The organism is Ignavibacteriota bacterium, assembly GCA_016707525.1.
Classification (GTDB): domain Bacteria; phylum Bacteroidota; class Ignavibacteria; order UBA10030; family UBA6906; genus JAGDMK01.
In genome coordinates, this window is the sequence record JADJHP010000002.1 from 421,963 (window position 1) to 439,018 (window position 17,056).

Annotated in this window: 12 protein-coding genes; all 12 read left to right on the forward strand. The window is 62.7% G+C overall.

All coding sequences use genetic code 11. The annotated features are described in order from the left end of the window. Positions 1 to 8 precede the first annotated feature (8 nt). Positions 9 to 1,157: a glycerate kinase gene (locus IPI01_05485; GenBank protein MBK7257250.1), complete on the forward strand. Its 1,149-nt coding sequence runs from the start codon at positions 9 to 11 to the stop codon at positions 1,155 to 1,157. Next, on the forward strand, positions 1,154 to 2,116 hold the full coding sequence (locus IPI01_05490) for a Gfo/Idh/MocA family oxidoreductase (GenBank protein MBK7257251.1): 963 nt from the start codon (positions 1,154 to 1,156) through the stop codon (positions 2,114 to 2,116). The genes IPI01_05485 and IPI01_05490 overlap by 4 nt, the downstream gene beginning before the upstream one ends. Then, complete coding sequence (locus IPI01_05495; protein ID MBK7257252.1) at positions 2,113 to 2,964, forward strand: hypothetical protein; 852 nt, start codon at positions 2,113 to 2,115, stop codon at positions 2,962 to 2,964. The genes IPI01_05490 and IPI01_05495 overlap by 4 nt, the downstream gene beginning before the upstream one ends. After that, entirely contained in the window at positions 2,849 to 3,997 is a 1,149-nt protein-coding gene (locus IPI01_05500) for a hypothetical protein (protein MBK7257253.1), read from the forward strand. Before IPI01_05495 ends, IPI01_05500 begins: the two co-directional genes overlap by 116 nt. After that, positions 3,994 to 4,899: a sugar ABC transporter permease gene (locus tag IPI01_05505; protein MBK7257254.1), complete on the forward strand. Its 906-nt coding sequence runs from the start codon at positions 3,994 to 3,996 to the stop codon at positions 4,897 to 4,899. Before IPI01_05500 ends, IPI01_05505 begins: the two co-directional genes overlap by 4 nt. Positions 4,900 to 4,991: 92 nt before the next feature. Next, positions 4,992 to 5,765, forward strand: a complete 774-nt coding sequence (locus IPI01_05510) for a carbohydrate ABC transporter permease (protein ID MBK7257255.1) — start codon at positions 4,992 to 4,994, stop codon at positions 5,763 to 5,765. Then, positions 5,762 to 7,102 (forward strand): extracellular solute-binding protein, encoded by a 1,341-nt coding sequence (locus IPI01_05515; protein ID MBK7257256.1) that lies wholly within the window; start codon positions 5,762 to 5,764, stop codon positions 7,100 to 7,102. The genes IPI01_05510 and IPI01_05515 overlap by 4 nt, the downstream gene beginning before the upstream one ends. Then, complete coding sequence (locus IPI01_05520) at positions 7,065 to 8,441, forward strand: hypothetical protein (GenBank protein MBK7257257.1); 1,377 nt, start codon at positions 7,065 to 7,067, stop codon at positions 8,439 to 8,441. The genes IPI01_05515 and IPI01_05520 overlap by 38 nt, the downstream gene beginning before the upstream one ends. Before the next feature lie 3 nt (positions 8,442 to 8,444). Further along, positions 8,445 to 10,466: a hypothetical protein gene (locus tag IPI01_05525; GenBank protein ID MBK7257258.1), complete on the forward strand. Its 2,022-nt coding sequence runs from the start codon at positions 8,445 to 8,447 to the stop codon at positions 10,464 to 10,466. A 62-nt stretch (positions 10,467 to 10,528) separates the two neighbouring features. Next, positions 10,529 to 12,814 carry a heparinase II/III family protein gene (locus IPI01_05530; GenBank protein MBK7257259.1) on the forward strand — a complete coding sequence of 762 codons (2,286 nt, stop codon included), beginning with the start codon at positions 10,529 to 10,531 and terminating at the stop codon, positions 12,812 to 12,814. Then, a complete protein-coding gene (locus IPI01_05535) occupies positions 12,811 to 15,249 on the forward strand; it encodes a hypothetical protein (GenBank protein ID MBK7257260.1) in 2,439 nt (812 codons plus the stop codon). The genes IPI01_05530 and IPI01_05535 overlap by 4 nt, the downstream gene beginning before the upstream one ends. 21 nt (positions 15,250 to 15,270) lie before the next feature. After that, positions 15,271 to 17,055: a hypothetical protein gene (locus IPI01_05540; protein MBK7257261.1), complete on the forward strand. Its 1,785-nt coding sequence runs from the start codon at positions 15,271 to 15,273 to the stop codon at positions 17,053 to 17,055. Position 17,056 lies beyond the last annotated feature (1 nt).

The window sequence follows — 17,056 nt, forward strand, 5'->3', positions numbered from 1 at the left end:
GGAGGCCGTTGCGCATTGTCGTTGCTCCGGATTCCTTCAAGGGGTCGCTCGAGGCCGGCGCGGTCGGGGATGCGATGCGCGCAGGTATTCTGGAGGTCTTCCCTGATGCCGATGTGGCCGCAGTACCTGTGGCCGACGGCGGGGAGGGACTCCTCGACGTCCTGGTCCCGGTCCTTGGAGGATCTCTGCATTCGACAAGGGTCGCGGGTCCGCTTCCCGGACAGTTCGTTGACGCGGCGTGGGGTTATGTTGACCGCGAGCGCCTGGCGATCATTGAAATGGCACGCGCTGCCGGACTCCTGCTTGTGCCCTCTGAACGGCGGGACCCCCGGATCACGACCAGCTACGGTTTCGGCGAACTCATCCGCTCTGCTCTGGATGCCGGCGCGCATCGCATTCTGGTCGGGATCGGCGGTACCGCGACCAATGACGGTGGTGCAGGGATGGCACAGGCGCTTGGCGTGGGGCTGCTTACGGAAGATGGTTCGCCTGTCGGACGGGGCGGCGTTGCGCTGGGCCGCCTCGCGTCCATCGATCTTTCCAGAGTGGATCCGCGTCTTGAAAAGGTGGCTGTTGTGGTGGCGTCGGATGTGACGAGTCCGCTGACGGGTCCTTCCGGTGCCTCATGCGTCTATGGCCCGCAGAAAGGAGCATCGCCGGCGATGGTGGCAGAACTTGACCACTGCCTGGAAATTTACCGGCAGATCATCCTCCAGGCGACCGGGATCGACGTCCAGCAGGTGCGTGGGAGTGGTGCAGCAGGGGGCGCCGGTGCGGCACTCGCTGTGTTCTGCAGGGCCGAAATGCGTCTCGGGATCGAGGTGGTGTTGGATGCGATCGGGTTCGACGAACGGCTGTCCCATGCGGATCTGGTGATCACCGGGGAAGGCCGGCTTGATGATCAGACCAGCTCCGGAAAAGCGATGGCAGGCGTGAAGGCCAGGGCACACGGACGCGGTGTCCCCGTTGCCGCCATCGTCGGGTCGGTGCAGGGTGAACCTGACCGGTTCAAAGGTCCCGATGGCTTTCGCGATGTCCGCGCACTTGTGGATGGCACGATGACCGTGGAGGCCGCGATCCGTGATGCGGCCCGGCTCGTGCGGATGCGTACGGCTCAGCTCATGCGCGACCTGTACTCCGCTGAGTGCCGATCGTGATACGCATCGGCCTCATAGGGTGCGGAAGCATTGGTGAGGCCCACGCGGACATCCTGGCCGACCGGGAGGATGTCGTACTCCAGGCATTCTGCGATACCGACCCCGTGCGTGCACGGAGCTTTGCCGCCCGCTATGGATCCGGCTATGCGAGCGCCGACCCGCATGAGGTGCTGCGCGACCGCTCCGTGGATGCGGTGTATATCTGCACGCGGACGGATGCGCATGCGTCCCTGGGGATCGCGGCTGCGGAAGCCGGCAAACACATCGTGATGGAGAAACCCCTCGCCCTGACCATCGAAGAATGTGAGCAGGTCAGCGTGGCCGTTCGGAGATCGGGCGTGGTGTTTCTGACCGGCTTCAAACTCCGGTACGAGCCGCTGGTCCAACAGGCACGTGAACTCATCGCGGCTCCGTTGATGAGCATCGGCCAGCTTGCGGATGCCCGCTGGCCCGACGGGTTCTGGGGGAACGATCCCGTCCGGGGTGGTGGCAATGTCCTGTCGCAGGGATGCCACATCGTGGATCTGCTGATGTACCTGCAAGGAAGTGAACCGTTGCAGGTCTCGGCCATGGCGGGCAACCTTCATCATCCCGGGATCCCGATCGTGGATGCACTCTCGGTGTCGATCTCGTTCGTGAATGGTTCCCTGGGCACGGTCGTGATCGCTGATTGCGGCCGGAATCCCGTCCTTTCAAAGTTCTCGCTGCAACTGTATGATGGAACACGCAGCCTCCACCTGACGGAGAGAATGCAGCAGTTGACGCTCGATGACGGCGCGGAGACCCGGATCACGGACGGGATGAAGGAGTGTGGTATGGAGAAAGAGACCGCCGAATTTCTGACCTGTGTACGTACCGGACGGCAGCCCCGTTCCGGCGTTCATGACGGCGTCCGTGCGATGCGGGTGCTTCTCGCTGCGGTACGCTCCGCCTCCACAGGCCGAACGGAACAGGTGTGACCGCCATGTCCGCTCCCGAGACACACGTCCGGCATTGGCTCCTCGATCTGGCGCGCGAGTGCGGCGAACGGCACTTCAATGCATCCACGGGATTGTGCCTCATCCCCCGAGACACGCTCTGGTACGCGACGGCACTCCTCCTGGAAGCCCCTCCGGTCCGACGTGACCTTGCCCTGCGCCTGCTCGGGACGATCCATGGTGGCGACGGGACGCACACTCCTGCGACCATGCTCGCGATCCTGCACGCTGCACGGGAACATCTCGATGAACAGGTCCGGCAGCACATGCGGAAGGCGATCGGAGCCGATCTCGTCATCGCTGCAGGCGTCCAATGGCGCGATGGTAACGTGAATCATCCGCTGGGGGCATACGCAACACTCATCCTGGGCGGCGAACTGTGCGGTGCCGGCTGGGCGGTTCAGCTCGGGTTCAGCCGGCTGCGGGAGCTCCAGCGGGTCACGGGCGACAGGCGCGGGAGAGGGAAACGGCAGGCTGGTATGTCGGAGTACAACAGCCCGACCTATACGGCCCTCGATCTGGTCTTCCTTGCTCTGATCGCTGCCTATGCCGCGGACCCTCAAGCGCGGGCACTTGCCCTGTGGCTTGAGCAACGCCTCTGGATCGATTGTGCCCTGCACTATCATGCCCCGAGTCAGCAGTTCGCGGGCCCGCACTCGCGGTGTTACCAGGAGGACTCCACGGGCGGGTTCTCTTCGCTTCATGCGGTACTCTATGCCGCCACCGGATGGCCGATCTATCGCGACCCCTCTCTGTGTACGCTTCGACCATCCGTCGACACTCCTCCAGTGCGCCCTGACCGCGATCACGCCGTTTCACCTGAACGATGAGATCCTCCGCCTCTTCACCGCCAAGCCGCTCCCTCTTTCCGTGCGGATGACGACATACTCCGAACAGTATCACGAGAACGCCAGCGGCCAGGCGTTCCCCTTCGATCATGAGGTCTATCCCGGAGGATGGCGTGACCTGACCACGTTCATGAATGAGGAATGGGCGCTGGGCACGGCCTCACTCCCGTATGTGAACGGCGGCCACACGGATGGGTTCATGCTGCGCATCCGGCGATCCTCTCCGGTGACCGACGCAGCGTCGTTCCGGTCGGTCTACATGCGGGGGGCCTTCAACGGGGCGGTGGTCGGACAACCGAACCATTGCCATGTCACCGGCGGGGAGATCGACGCCAGCTATCTCTACGAAGAGGCGCGGTACGGGATCCATCAGCACGATGGTATCGCGATCGTGTTCGCTTCACCCAAGCGGGCCGGACATCACGGGATCTCCAGCTTTCGCCTGGACCTCATCGCGGGGTGGGCGGCGCCGTTCGATGAGTTCTTTGTGGATGGCCGGGCCGTGACATCGTTGCCGGTGGAAGCACCCGCAGGGAGCAGGATGTTCTTCCGTGACATGAAGACGTATGGGGCCGTTATCCCGTTGACGCTTGAACCGTCTCCGGCTTCCCCCCTGAGGATCTGGCACTCCAACGGCCACATGATGATCTCGCTGTTCAACTATGACGGGCCGGAAACCGATGTGGCGAGAGAGGAACTCACCGGCTGGCGGAATGGATGCATCATCCATCTGTCCACGGCAGCGGCATGGCCGTCCTTCCGGGCCTTCTGTACGGCAGCCGCATCGACGCGCGTGACGGACACGATGGGTGCCGATCGTGTTCGCCGGGTCCGGTACGAGGCGCCGGAGGGAACCCTCGGGGCCGTGTATGATCCCGGCAGGGAACTCTTCCTCTCGCGGACGTGGAATGGCACAGAAGAAACACTTGAACATCTTGTGATCGAGGCCGGAGAGCAGCGCGATGCACTCCTGGACCCGCTCACCATCTATGGCTCCGAGGCGGGTGCCCCATGACCTACGGCCGGGAGCGGTTCATGGGATATCTGTACATCGGCCCATGGCTGATCGGGTTCTTCCTGTTGACGGCGGGCCCGATGTGTGTCTCTTTGTACCTGAGCACGACCTCGTGGACCATGCTTGCGCCGCCCGTGCAGGTGGGGTTCGCGAACTATGCGTCCATTCTGACGGATGACCCGCTGTTCACGGTGAGCCTCGTGAACACCCTGTTCTATGTGGTCCTTTCGGTTCCGCTGGGCCTCGGGGTTGCGCTCGGCCTTGCACTCTTGCTCGATCAGAAGGTGAAGGGGGTGGCATTCTTTCGCACAGCGTTCTTCCTTCCTTCGATCACGAACATGGTCGCAGTGGCGATGCTCTGGCTCTGGGTCTTCAACCCCGAATATGGACTGCTGAACTCGCTCCTTCGTCAGATCGGTATCACGGGTCCGCTCTGGTTGCAGAGCGAATCGTGGGCAAAACCATCGCTGGTACTGATGTCGCTCTGGGGCGTGGGCGGCACGATGATGATCTTCCTCGCCGCCCTCCAGGGCATCCCCGGGGAGCTATATGAGGCCGCTGAACTTGACGGGGCAGGCCCGCTGCGGAAATTCCTCCACATCACCTTGCCCATGATCTCCCCGGCGATGCTGTTCAATCTTGTGGTCGGCATCATCGGCACCTTCCAGGTCTTCACGCAGGCGTTCGTGATGACCGGAACGGCCCAGCCCGGCACGGAAGGTGGCCCGAACAATGCGACGTTGTTCGTGGTGCTGTACCTCTTCAAGAAGGCATTCCAGGAGTTCCGTATGGGCTATGCGTCGGCACTCGCCTGGGTCCTGTTCTTCCTCATTCTTGCTGCCACGATCGTGCAAATGCGCATGGCGAAACGCTGGGTCCACTACGAAGGAGGCGAACGGTGAAGGCCGCCAGCCCATCGTGGGAGACGATCCTCGCGGTCACCGTGCGGACAGGGTTCCTGTATGTTGTCCTGAGCCTGCTGGGTGCAGCGTTCATGCTGCCCCTGCTCTGGATGCTCTCGGTCTCGCTGCAGGATGCCGCCGGCGTGTTCGCCCAGCCATTTCAATGGATCCCGCCGGCGCCGCGCTGGGAGAATTACGCCGACGCGGTGACCCTCTTTCCCTTCGGCAGGTATCTGTTCAATACGTCGGTGATCACGGTGAGCGTCGTCGTCCTCACCGTCCTGTCCTCTTCCCTGGTGGCATACGGCTTTTCCCGGCTTCGCTTCCGCGGGCGCGATGCGCTCTTCGCAGTATGCCTCTCCACGATGATGCTGCCCGGACAGGTGACGATGATCCCGCTCTATGCAGCGTACGCCTGGCTCGGGTGGATCGATACGTGGTACCCGTTGATCGTCCCGGCTGTGTTCGGGTCGCCGTTCTACATCTTCCTGTTCCGGCAGTTCTTCATGACCATCCCCCGGGAATATGATGAAGCGGCATTGCTCGACGGTGCCGGGCGTTTCAGGATCTACTGGAGCATCCTGCTCCCGCTGGCCCGGCCCGCGGTGGCGACGGTCGCCCTGTTCTGCTTCATCGGTGCGTGGAATGATTTCTTCAATCCGCTGATCTACATCAACAGTCCGGACAACGCTACGCTTACCCTCGGACTCCATATGTTGAAGAACCAGATCGTGGGATCCGGTTCCGTGCAATGGCATATCCTTATGGCCGCGGCATTGGTGGTGATGATCCCGAACGTCATCGTCTTTGCTCTGGCGCAGAAACATTTCGTGAAGGGGTTGCAGATGGGAGGGCTCCGGGGATGAGGCCGGTGATCGTGATCGTCCTTGCGCTTGCCGTGTGGGCGGGATGTGGCAGGAACCAACCCCCGGGGGCGGGAGTGGTGACGTATAACTGTCCGGCAAATGCGGTGGAGATCGCTGTGCTCCAGCATGAGCTCCCCGCGTTCGCGGAAAGCTCAGGCGTGCGGATCGTCCTGCATCCATTCTCGGGGCAGGAGAAGCTGTATGCAATGATGGCCGCGGACAAGGCCCCGGATATCTTCTATACGAACAACATCATGCGCGACGAACTTGCGGCGAGCGGACGGCTGCTCGACCTCCGTTCCGTTGCGGCCGGCGATCCGTTCGTGGAGCGGCTCTGGCCCCATGTCGTGGAAGGCGGGATCGCAGCAGACAGCGGGTGGTACAGCGTTGGCAACTGGGAGTTCACGTGTGGCGTGTACTTCCGGAAGGATCTGTTCGATGCCGCACGGATCCCCTATCCGGATACGGCCTGGACCTGGGATGATATGGTCGCCGCTGCGCGTGCGTTGACTGTGCGGACTGCCCCGGGAGCACCACCCACACGATATGGCATCTATTGCGGAAGCCACTTTGTGGAAGCACTGGAGATCATGAATGGTAGCCGCTTCCCCCGAGGCGGAACCACCCTGGACCTGCCGGTGACCTCACTCGACGTGTACCGGCGGTATATCGGCCTGGTGAACGAAGGCGTGATGCCCGATCTGCGCATGATCCAGGCGCTCGGCATGCAGGCACCCCAACTCCTCCAGACCGGGCGTGTTGCAATGCTCGTGGAAGCCGTCCCACATCAGTCGCTCATCGAAGCCCTGACCGTCCCCTGGGGTGTTGCTCCACTGCCACGGTTCCCCGGCAAGCCTCCGGCGTACTTCAGGTCGGCAAGCGGCGGACTCTCCGTTTCATCACGTACGTCCGATCCACGTGCCACCTGGAAGGCACTGAAATGGATCATCGGCGGTGCGTCGACGTATCAACCCAACCCCGTTCTGCGCGATGTGGACTTCGCAGGCGGGTGGGAATACAGGTATCCCGCCCTGAAGGGAAGTGGCTTCCGGGATGTGTGGGCGATGAGCCTCCAGTACAATGGTGGCGACCCACGGTTCTTCGTCCGGTTCTCAAGCTGGGCGTCGGCCCCGATCATGGAGCGCCTTCAGCCATTGCTCGACCGCGTCTGGGCACGGGACATGGCGGTGGAAGAACTTGCGGAGCACGTGGACGGGATCAATCGGGATGCGCGGAAACAGATCGCGGCAACGCTCCGTTCGTCAACGTATGGGCCGTTGTTCCGCAAACACATCGAAGATGACCTGCATCGGATGGAGGCCGCCCCTGCGCGTTGAGCTCACAGGACCGGCGGATTGCCGGATATGGGACGATGGGGAACTCGTCGCGGAGGTCCAGGCCCTTGCTCTGACGTTCTTCAGGACGAAGAGGGGAGAACCGGCGGTCATAGGCTCCACGGTTCCACTTCCGTTGTACTGGCAGCAATATGCCGACCACGAGCAGCCGGAACGCAACCTGTCTTCGTCGGCGGGAGTTGTCGCCGGCAGTGCCACGGCCCTGACCGCTGAGATCATCTGCACCGGTGCTACAGCATCGGGTGCTGCCCGGAGTACGTTCCGCATCCGGTTCGCGGCAACGGAGCACGGAGCATATGCAATGCATGCCGGTGCGGACCTCCACATCGTGGGTGCGGCCGGTTGGCTGGTGACGCCGAATCCGCATCATGGCGAGCTTGAGTTCTGTGACCTCTGGCCCGAAGGTACGTTCGTGCCCGGGGCACCCGAAACGAAGCGATATCAGGTGAGTGCCATTCGTCGCGACGCCCGTGTGGTGTTGATCCGCCACCATCATCTCGAGTCGGAGGACAAACACAATATTCTGATGCGCGAGGGTGATGAAGCCGCCTGGCTTCTCGAGGAGGAGAACCCGGTGGTACGCATTGATTCGTCTCCGGAGGTCGCAGCCGGACTCTGTGCCTACATGTGGGATATGCACTTCGCCTACAAGGTGTGCCGGGGAATGGAGCCCGTGATCCTGCCCCGCGGATTCCGTGCTGAAGCACAGTATACGTTGCGGTCGATAGCCCGGGCCGACGCCGAACTATGGATGCGGGTGGCCACGACTGCCCGTCCGAAGGGGCTGGACGAGGTGCCCGTCCATGTCCGCGGCGTGCAGAAGTTCACGGAGACCTTTGCGAATGCCGATCTCAGCAGGACGGATCTCTGGCCGTGGGCTTTCGAAGTACTCGAGCGTGGTTCCGGAGAGGTCATAGGCGCGATCGACACCACAACGGGATTTGACGACGACGCCTCGCTCGTCATCCGGACGAACGGGCCGGGAACGGGGCGGTGGGTGCTCACCACGATCGGCCCGGCGTTCGGGGAACCACCGTTCATCCCGGGGAAGCGATTGCGCCTTTCAACACGTGTCCGCTGCGCCGGAGGTACGGCACGTGTCGCCCTAGCGCTCCACCGGACGGGCGCGCCGGGATTGTTCGATCCCTCCGGGTATGAAGAATATGTGGCTGAGGCACCGCCCGCCGCAGAAGGGTGGGCGTTGCTGGTTGTAGAGACACCTTCCATCGTTCCCGCGCCCGACAGGGTCCATATCCGGCTGACGCATACCGGCGAAGGCGCGAGTTGGTTCGACAATGTCCTATGTGAGGAGTGTGATTGATCGATGAACCGAGAGAAAAGTGTGCTTCCTGTAACACCCATGGTGTGGACCATTCCCGATCCGGTGATCGAAGATGCCGCTCTCCGCGAGCGGCAATTCCGGGCTCTCGTCACGTCGGGGTTCGACGGCGTGGCGGTGTTCGTTCGCTGTACACGGTATACGTGGGACGATCCTGAAGCCCGTGCCGCCGTTGCACATATCAGCCGGATGTGTAAGGCGTCCGGGCTGAAACTGTGGACCGGACCAGACCCGCGGTTCATCTCGCGGACGCTGATCGGCGAACACGGAGGAGCGGAACTCCTGCTGTTCGGAAACGCCAGCCGGGCCACGGTCTTCCCGCACCGGGCGCCCGTGGAGCGCGACCGTTTCTCGATCCGCTGCGAACTGACGCCCCGCCACGCCCATATGTTCCATGAGGTCGCACTCGAATATGTGCCGCTCGGCCTGGCGCGTGTCTACGCGGTCCGGGCCGGTGTGCAGACGGTCGGGCCGGATGACATCCGGGACATCACCGCGGCGTCACATATGTTCTACAATGCACGCGACCGGTATGTCGAGGCGTTCGGGACCTTTGTTCCTCCGGACACAGGGGCATGGGAGGTCCTGGCGTTCTTCCGTGTGCGCTCGTCACACGTGGATTATTCGAGCCGGGCGCAGATGCGTGAGTATGCCCGCCGTCTGGCTGCGCAAAAGAAAGCAGGGATCCATCCCCACGGCATCATGTGGGATGAGCCGGGGTACACGTGCACGTATGGCAGTCTCCCGTTCACCCCGGTGATCCGGACGGCATGGACGGAATCGCTCGGCACCTCTCCGGACCGTGTGCTCTGGAAACTTGCGCTGGATGCTGCTGATGGATCGCATGTGCATGTCCGCCAGGCCTATTACCGCATCGTGCAACAGACCGTCGTCGATGCACAGCGCGCCACGAACCGCGTCATGCGCCGCCTCTGGGGCGCCCACTGTGTCGCCGGGATCCATGATACATGGCACTTCGAGTCGGGCGACATGTGCGACATGAACCACGGCAGCATGGACCTGTGGAAGGGAGGCGAGGCCAAGAGCGGTGGGTTTGTGGATGTCGGCGGCGTGAACGACCTGCGCCTTCCGGCATCGCCGTACTACGCCAACCTCGCCGGGCTCAGCGTGATCGCATCGTCGTTGGGACGGCATTCGACAGGGAAGTTCGCCTACAACAATCTCTGGACCGTCGGCGACGACAACGGTGAAGGGTGGCAGATGTCGGTGATGGATCATTGCGTGGATGTGCTCGCCTTCGCCGGGAACAGATGGCTCGCGCATGCGTATGGGCCGGTCGGCACGATAGGACAGGAACGCTCCTTCCTCGGCTCGCCGCCGTTGCCCGGATATCCCGACCACAGTACCTGGCCCGGATTCCCGGTCTGGACCAAACGCCTCCGCGATCATTTCCAGGCCACGGGAGGCATTCTCCCTCTTGCGAACGTCCTCATGGTATTCCCCGTGGATGTCCTGCATGGCCTTGCAGATCCCCGTGCGGACAGGGTTGCCGCGGATGTGTTCGCGAATGTCCTTGCATTGTTGGATGAGCACTATCATCCCGATGTTGTCTCGCCTCTTCTCGCGATGCGGGGACGGTGGATCAACGGTTCGTTCGTCATGGGACGGCACCGGTATGACGCGGTGGTCCTCCCGTACGGGGGGGCCATGGACAAGAATATGGCTGCGGCGATGCGCAATGGAGGTGAACGGGTCATCCGGTTCGATCCTGCAGGGGCCGCCGCAGCAGCGCTGCCCGCCCGCCTTGCGCTTCTCGGGATCCCGAGGCCGGCGCGGGGCCCTGTGGGAAGTTGGGTAAGCGTCACGAGTACGGCACAGGAGTCCGTGGTGACCGTCGTTCCTGCCCGCCACACCGGCGTGGTGGAAGGGAATCTCACCTGCGGCGGATCCGAGATCTCGGTGCCGCGCACAGCAGGCCTCGTTCGCGTACATTTTCACGATGACAGTTCTCCCGAGATCAGACCGGATCCACACCGGCTTTCGTGATCACGCGTCCCCGCCATATCGCACACTGTGACTTCCAGCCAGTTCCCGGAAAACCCGGGTACGTGCTGAGTGCACCATTGGGCCCCTTCCCTCACAGCGTGCGGTTGGTGGTCGACATCGATGCGCGGGAGTATCCCTTGTCCGATCTCTGCCGGTATGCACACCTGCGCGATCCCGGCGGACCTCCTACATTCACGAACCTGGAGTTCGCCCCCGCGCCTCCGGGTATGCGGGTTGGCCCATGGCCGGGATGGCGGGGGATCCCTGAGTTCCCCACGACCACAGTGACCTGGGGAGACATGGCACGTGATGGGGCCGTGCAGTGGTGGGGGGATGAGTTCGACTGTGGTGTCCTGCGTGCGATGGTGTGGTTCCCTCCGGAGTGCCGTGGGGCGATCGGCTGCACGGTTGCAGATCCCCGGCTCCATCCGCTCGGAGTCAGGGTCATCGAGGATGCCCCTGTACGCTCGGTGCCGCATGCCGTCCGGCTCCTGCCATCGGTACGTGAAGCCCACCCGCGCCTCCTGATCACACGCGATGGACTCGCGTCACTCAGGATCCGCGCGGGCTCCACACATAGCCTGCATATGCAGCGTATCCGTGCTCTGCTGGAAGCATCTGCGTTGCCCGCAGAGGTCACGCCCGAATCCAAGGCACCATCCGGCCCGGAACGGGTCCGTCCGGAGGATAGGGCCGTACTCTCGGCGCTTGTTGCACTCGTCGAACCTTCGGTGGCCTCGGCCGATGATGCGCTCGCCGCACTGCGGGCATTCGTCGCAGAGACCCGGCGTCCGGATTTCGAGCCGTGGGGGATCGATACGCAATCCGGCGAGATGCTCTTCTTGCTGTGTCTCCTCTACGACTGGATGTACGATCTGATCCCGGAGCCCGGGCGTTTGGAACTTCGCGCATGGCTCTGGACAGCAGCGGAGCGGGTCAGGGAACACCTTTCTCCGGGTCGGACCGATCTGGCCCAGGCACACTATCTCGGATGCGGACTGGGGTTGCTTGCGTTCGCCTGCCTCTTCCATGATGAGCACCCGAAGGGTGAGGCATGGCTGGCCGAATGTCGGGGATCTCTCGATACCATCCTCGCGATGCTGCCTGACGATGGGTTCCACCCGCATGGATCGAATCTGTGGATCTATGAATATGGTTTTCTGCTCCGTTGGGTGGAGATCATCCGGCTCTGCACGGGAGAAGATCTCTGGCAACTGCCGCACTGGAAGAATGCGTCGGCGTTCCGTGCCGCGACGATGTCGCCGGATGGCCGTTGTGGTGTGACCTTTGGCGATCCGCAATACCTCGTCGGGGGCGACGCCTGGTGCCACTACCTGATCGCTGCGCGGACCGGGTCCGGCAGGGCGAAGGCCGTCGGTGATGCATTGGTGAACCGTTCCCATGAAGGGATCGACTTCCGCAGCGTGCCCCCGCGCCGCCGCGCCTATGAGTTCCTCTTTGACGAGCCATCGGTGATCGCAGAGGGGGTGGCTCCCCTCCTCGAGCATTTCGAGGACGGAGGGCAGGTCGCCGTGCGCACCGGCACAGACCGGTCCGGGTTGTTCACATTCCGCGCCGGCCCTCCTCTCGGCGCATCGCGGTATCGCGCGGGAGAACGTGGCGGGTACGGACATGCCGATCCCAGCACTGGCGCGTTCCTCTGGTACGCCGATGGCGCATTCCTTGCCTCCGGTCCCGGGCCGGTCTATCGACGGGATTCGTCGCTGCACAATATCGTGACCATCAATGGATGCGGGCAGATCGGCGACAGCACCGTGTGGGTCCCTGATTTCTTCCCTCCGGAATGTCTCTCCCCGCGTCCGGAGGTCACAGAGCACGGTGATGTCGTATCGCTGTCCGTGGATCTTGCCCATGCGTATCTGCCGCACCTTGGCGTCAGGCGCTGCCTTCGCTCTCTGCTGATCGATCCCGCGCACGAGCGCATTGTCGGTATCGATGTCGTCACCTGCCACTCACGTGCGAACATCGAATGGAATCTGCACAGCCATGCAAGGTTCTCGCTGCGTGATATCCATGGCGTGGCCTCGTGGAGCGCAACAACGGGGCGGAGAACGATGACAGCATTCCTTCTCGATCCCGATGGGGGAGAGGCCACGACGGGCGTCAGCGAATTCGTGCCGGCCTATCCCAACGACGGGGCGCGCGGGTACTTCCTCCGGTGGAGTCATTCGGGAACGCACATGCGTCTGGTGTGGTGCCTGTCACTCGCCCACGAACCGGCTCCACCCGCGGTGCGCATCTATGACGGTGCCGTTGACCTTCAGTTTTCGGATGGGGTCCGTGTCTACTTCGATGGCACGCGAAAGGTGCAAGAGGTGGGCCTATGATGCGAGACATTGCACAGAGCGCCGACCGCTGTTGCTGGATCTCCGGAGACCGTGTGAATGCGTGTATCGGTGATGGCCCGAGGGGCATCATGGAGTTCGGATTCCATGGCCTGCAACCTGTCAGCCGGAATTCCCGCCTGCTGGTCAGACCGGAAGGTGTCATCTCCCTGTCGCTCCGTGGCCCGGATGGCCATCAGACGCCGGTCACCTTCGAGGTCATTGACCATGAGCCGCACCGTGTGCGCCGGGTGGGTGCGCGGGATGACCGCCGATGGACGTGCGAGATCGTTGCTGCGGACCGTGGAGTGCATTTCTTTCTGGCAGGCGACCTTGCCGATACCGAGTTGATCGTCCACCTGTCGCTTGACGCATTCTTCACCGACGTACGCGGTGAACGGACGTGGGAGGACCCTTCGGTGCAAGGGCCATGGCTGACGCTCTGCTGCCGCGACCGTATCGAACTCGGGTCCTGGATGAAGCACACGGGCCCTTACGCAGGCGACTTTCTCATTCCCGAGCACTGGCGGAGAATGGTCTTTGCCCGTCCGATCCGGTCCGGCCTTGCGACCGTCGATGATCTCCGCCCCGAGTACCGGGAGGCGAACATCCCGATCTACGATGCGCGGACGTGGATCGTGCTTGGATCTGCGCGGTCCGCAGTGTCACGGGATGGCTCCGTGGCCACTTTTGTCGTTCCCCTTGATCCGCTCGATCCCCGGGAGCCTGTTTTCTCGATCGCGGGGAGTGAGAGCAACCCACGCGGAAGGGAGGCGACAGTCACTGCCCATGGCGCAGTGGAACGAGTGCGTGAGGAGTCAACGGCCACCGCCCGTTCGGCCCCCGTCCTGTCGTGTGCATCGCTTCCGGAACTCAGCGCCTTCTTCGGGACCGTCCCGGCGCTGGTCCGTTCGTGCACGGTGGGCGATGTGGGTATGACGCGGGCAACACCGGGCGCGTACTACTGGCTGTGGGCATGGGACAATCTGGTAACCGGGCAGGAATGTCTGAGGTGGGGAGCGTATGACCTTGCAGGATCGATGATCCGGTACGTTCATGCGCACCGCGATACGGATGGCAGGATCCCGGCACGGTGGACGAGGGCCCATGAGCCGATGGATACGCCGCCGCATGGGGCATTGGATCTTCTCCTCCTCCATCTTGCGTATGAGCATGCGCTTGCGACCGGCACGATGACGGACCTGTTGTCCGTCTACCCCCACGCCGTAGCCCACCTCCGGCAGTCGATGGCTGCCGATCCTGATGGGCTTGTACCGAATCTGAGCTTCTATCCCGACCGGCCCGTGGCCTTCGGGAGGTCCGAGGCAAGTGTCGTTGCGCTGGAGGCCGGTTGCCTGTACTCCTTCGCGCGGCTGATGGAGAATGTGGCCGTGCTGATCGGGGACGAGACGGTCCGGCAGGATGCGCGGCGGTATGCGCATGCGATCGAAACCGTGTTCGCATCGAAGTTCTGGGATGCATCCCGCGGCTTTCTCGTGGACAGTTTCGATCGGGTGACAGGTCAACGGAATCTGACGTACCCGCTGTTCTCGCTCCTGTTCCTCCAGTATGTACCCGCTCTGCATCTCCTGCGGGGGAAGGTGCCCGCGATGGGGAGGTTCATGGCGGAGCAGTTGCAGACGGCCATGGGTGTGCGGATGTTGCCCGCGAATGACGAACGTGGATCGGCGGAGGATGCACTCGGCTCGTGGTATCCCCACTGGGATCTCTATCTGGTGAAAATACTCCGCCGCGCAGGGGATGCCGGAGCGATCCGCCGTTGGGCCCGTGCAGCGGAGCTCATGCTCGCGCGGCTCGGGTACGTGCCCGAGTTCATCGCGCTCGATGGGTTGTCGCAGGAACCCGGGGCGGCGTGGCTCAGGCACGGTGCAGTATCCAACCTGAACTGTGTCACCGGATGGCACCGCGCGATCGTCGAAGGGCTCTGCGGCATCGAAGTGGATCCGGGCGGGATCTCGGTCGTCCCCCTGGCCCTGGGGATCGGGCCGATCGCGGTGCGGGGATACCATGTGCGGGGCACGACGTGGGACATCGTCGTTGATGATGCGGGGGGGCCTCATCTCCAGGAGATGCGCATCGACGGGCTGCTGCACCACGGATGCCTGAAGGTCCCAGCCGTGTTCCAGGACGGCGGCCATCACGAGTTGTCGTTACGATATGGATCGACGCCAGTCCCCAGGCCGGTGCGCGAGGTGCTGAACGCCGAAGTGCTTGAGTCGCGGACGCAGGGCTCCGTCTCTGTGGTGCGGATCCGCGCTCTGGGCATGACGGAGATCGTTGTCGATGATCCCGGCGGCACGCGATGCCGGATCGATGGTGTTCCGGTGCATCCGATGGCTGAACCGTCCACCGGGCGAGGCTGGCTCCGGATCGAACAGCCCGGGATCCATGAACTTGAAGTAACAGTGCTTCTCTAATCATTCACTCAGCGGGCGCATATGAACCTTGTCGTCAAGCAAGTCAACTTTCTCGACATCCTTGTGGTCGTCATGTATCTGCTGATGCTCACCGGGGTCGGTATCTATCTTACGCGGTTCAACAAGACCGTTGATGACTTCTTCAAGGGCGGCGGGAAGATCCCCTGGTGGATCTCCGGGTTGTCCACGTTCGTTGCCGGTTTCTCGGCATTCATGTTCGTCGGCGCCGCGGGATATACCTATCTTCATGGAGCGGGGGCGATCGTCCTGTTCACGTCGGCGGCCTGGGGGTATGCCCTCGGCTATATCGTGTATGCGGTCCGCTGGCGCAGGGCGCGGCTCTCCTCACCCATGGAATTCCTGACGCGGCGCTTCTCACAGAATACGACCTACTACTATACGTTCCTGTCGATCATCCCCGCGATCATGGGGCTTGGATTGATGATCTACACGCTGTGCAAGTTCACCGCCGCAGCACTCGGGATCGTGGCCTTCACGGTCACCTTTGGCCCGGTCACCCTGACCGGGCTGGAGATGTCCATGATCGTCACCGGATTGGTGATGCTTATTTATACCAGTGCGGGGGGGCTGTGGGCTGTCGTGATCACGGATTCGCTGCAGTTCTTCATTATCCTCATCGTCTCATTCCTTGTCTGTCCGCTCGCATTCGTTGCATTGGGTAATAGTTGGGACCTGACCGTTGGGTTCCAGCGGCTCGTCGCAGAGGCGCCGGCAGGATACCTGAGCCTCGCGGATGTTTGGACAAAACCATGGTTCTACATCGCGTACTTATTGAGTACGTTCATCGGCTACAATGCGGCGTGGCATATCGGGCAGCGGTACTACAGCGTGCCCACGGAACACGATTCCCGGAAGATGGCGCTGTTGTGTGCGGTGCTCAGCCTCGTGCTGCCGTTCCTGTGGATCGCCCCGACCATGGCCGCGAGAGTTCTGTTCCCGGATATCGCCAGCATGTGGCCCGGCGACCAGCACCCGGAGGAATCCGCCTTCGTCACGCTGGCGCTCACCCTGCTGCCCAACGGTCTGATCGGCCTTGTCCTCTCGGCGATCCTTGCCGCTGCGATGACGTCGATCGATACGCAGTTGAACTATCTCGCTTCCATCCTCATCCGCGATGTGTATGTGCGGATCCGCACGACACCGGCGGGTGTCGAGCCGGATCAGAAAGAACAGCTCACCGCCAGCCGTATCACGGCTATTGTTCTCGGTGTGCTCGCCACCGCCACGGCACTCTTCTTCCAGCGCTGGAAGAGTGTCTTCGACGTCGCACTCAGCTATTACTCATGGTTCGGGCCATCCATGCTCACACCGGTGATGCTCGGATTCCTGATCCGCCGGACCCCTTCATGGTCCGCGATCGTTTCCTCGGCCGCCGGACTGATCATTGTGCTCGTCGTCAATGTGTTCATCCCCTTCGACGGGTATCAGTATGAGGCGAACATCATCGCGGGGGTTGGGATCTCGTCCCTCGTCTTTCTGTTGACCGCTCTCTGGCCGGAGCGTTCGGAAGCCGCCCTCGAGCGGGTCAAACGATTCTTCATAGATCTGGAGACACCCGCAACGGACGAAAGCCTCCGCTGGTCAGGGAACGCCGTGTCGTCGTATCAGATCGTCGGCGTTCTCACGGCGAGCATCGGCACCGTGGTCGTCCTCCTGGGGCTCGTCCCGGCCTCCATGCCGGTCCATATCCTGACCGTTGGCCTGGGAGCTGCCACCGCCTTCCTCGGGTGGCTCATGACATGGTATTTCCGCCGCCAGTCCAGGATCATGAACAAGGGGGAATGAC

Excerpts from the sequence above, each read along its gene's own strand:
- IPI01_05520 (MBK7257257.1), top strand. The coding sequence starts at position 7,065 with ATGACCTGCATCGGATGGAGGCCGCCCCTGCGCGTTGAGCTCACAGGA.
- IPI01_05510 (MBK7257255.1), top strand. The coding sequence starts at position 4,992 with ATGCTGCCCCTGCTCTGGATGCTCTCGGTCTCGCTGCAGGATGCCGCC.
- IPI01_05515 (MBK7257256.1), top strand. The coding sequence starts at position 5,762 with ATGAGGCCGGTGATCGTGATCGTCCTTGCGCTTGCCGTGTGGGCGGGA.
- IPI01_05540 (MBK7257261.1), top strand. The coding sequence starts at position 15,271 with ATGAACCTTGTCGTCAAGCAAGTCAACTTTCTCGACATCCTTGTGGTC.
- IPI01_05500 (MBK7257253.1), top strand. The coding sequence starts at position 2,849 with ATGCCGCCACCGGATGGCCGATCTATCGCGACCCCTCTCTGTGTACGC.
- IPI01_05505 (MBK7257254.1), top strand. The coding sequence starts at position 3,994 with ATGACCTACGGCCGGGAGCGGTTCATGGGATATCTGTACATCGGCCCA.
- IPI01_05535 (MBK7257260.1), top strand. The coding sequence starts at position 12,811 with ATGATGCGAGACATTGCACAGAGCGCCGACCGCTGTTGCTGGATCTCC.
- IPI01_05525 (MBK7257258.1), top strand. The coding sequence starts at position 8,445 with ATGAACCGAGAGAAAAGTGTGCTTCCTGTAACACCCATGGTGTGGACC.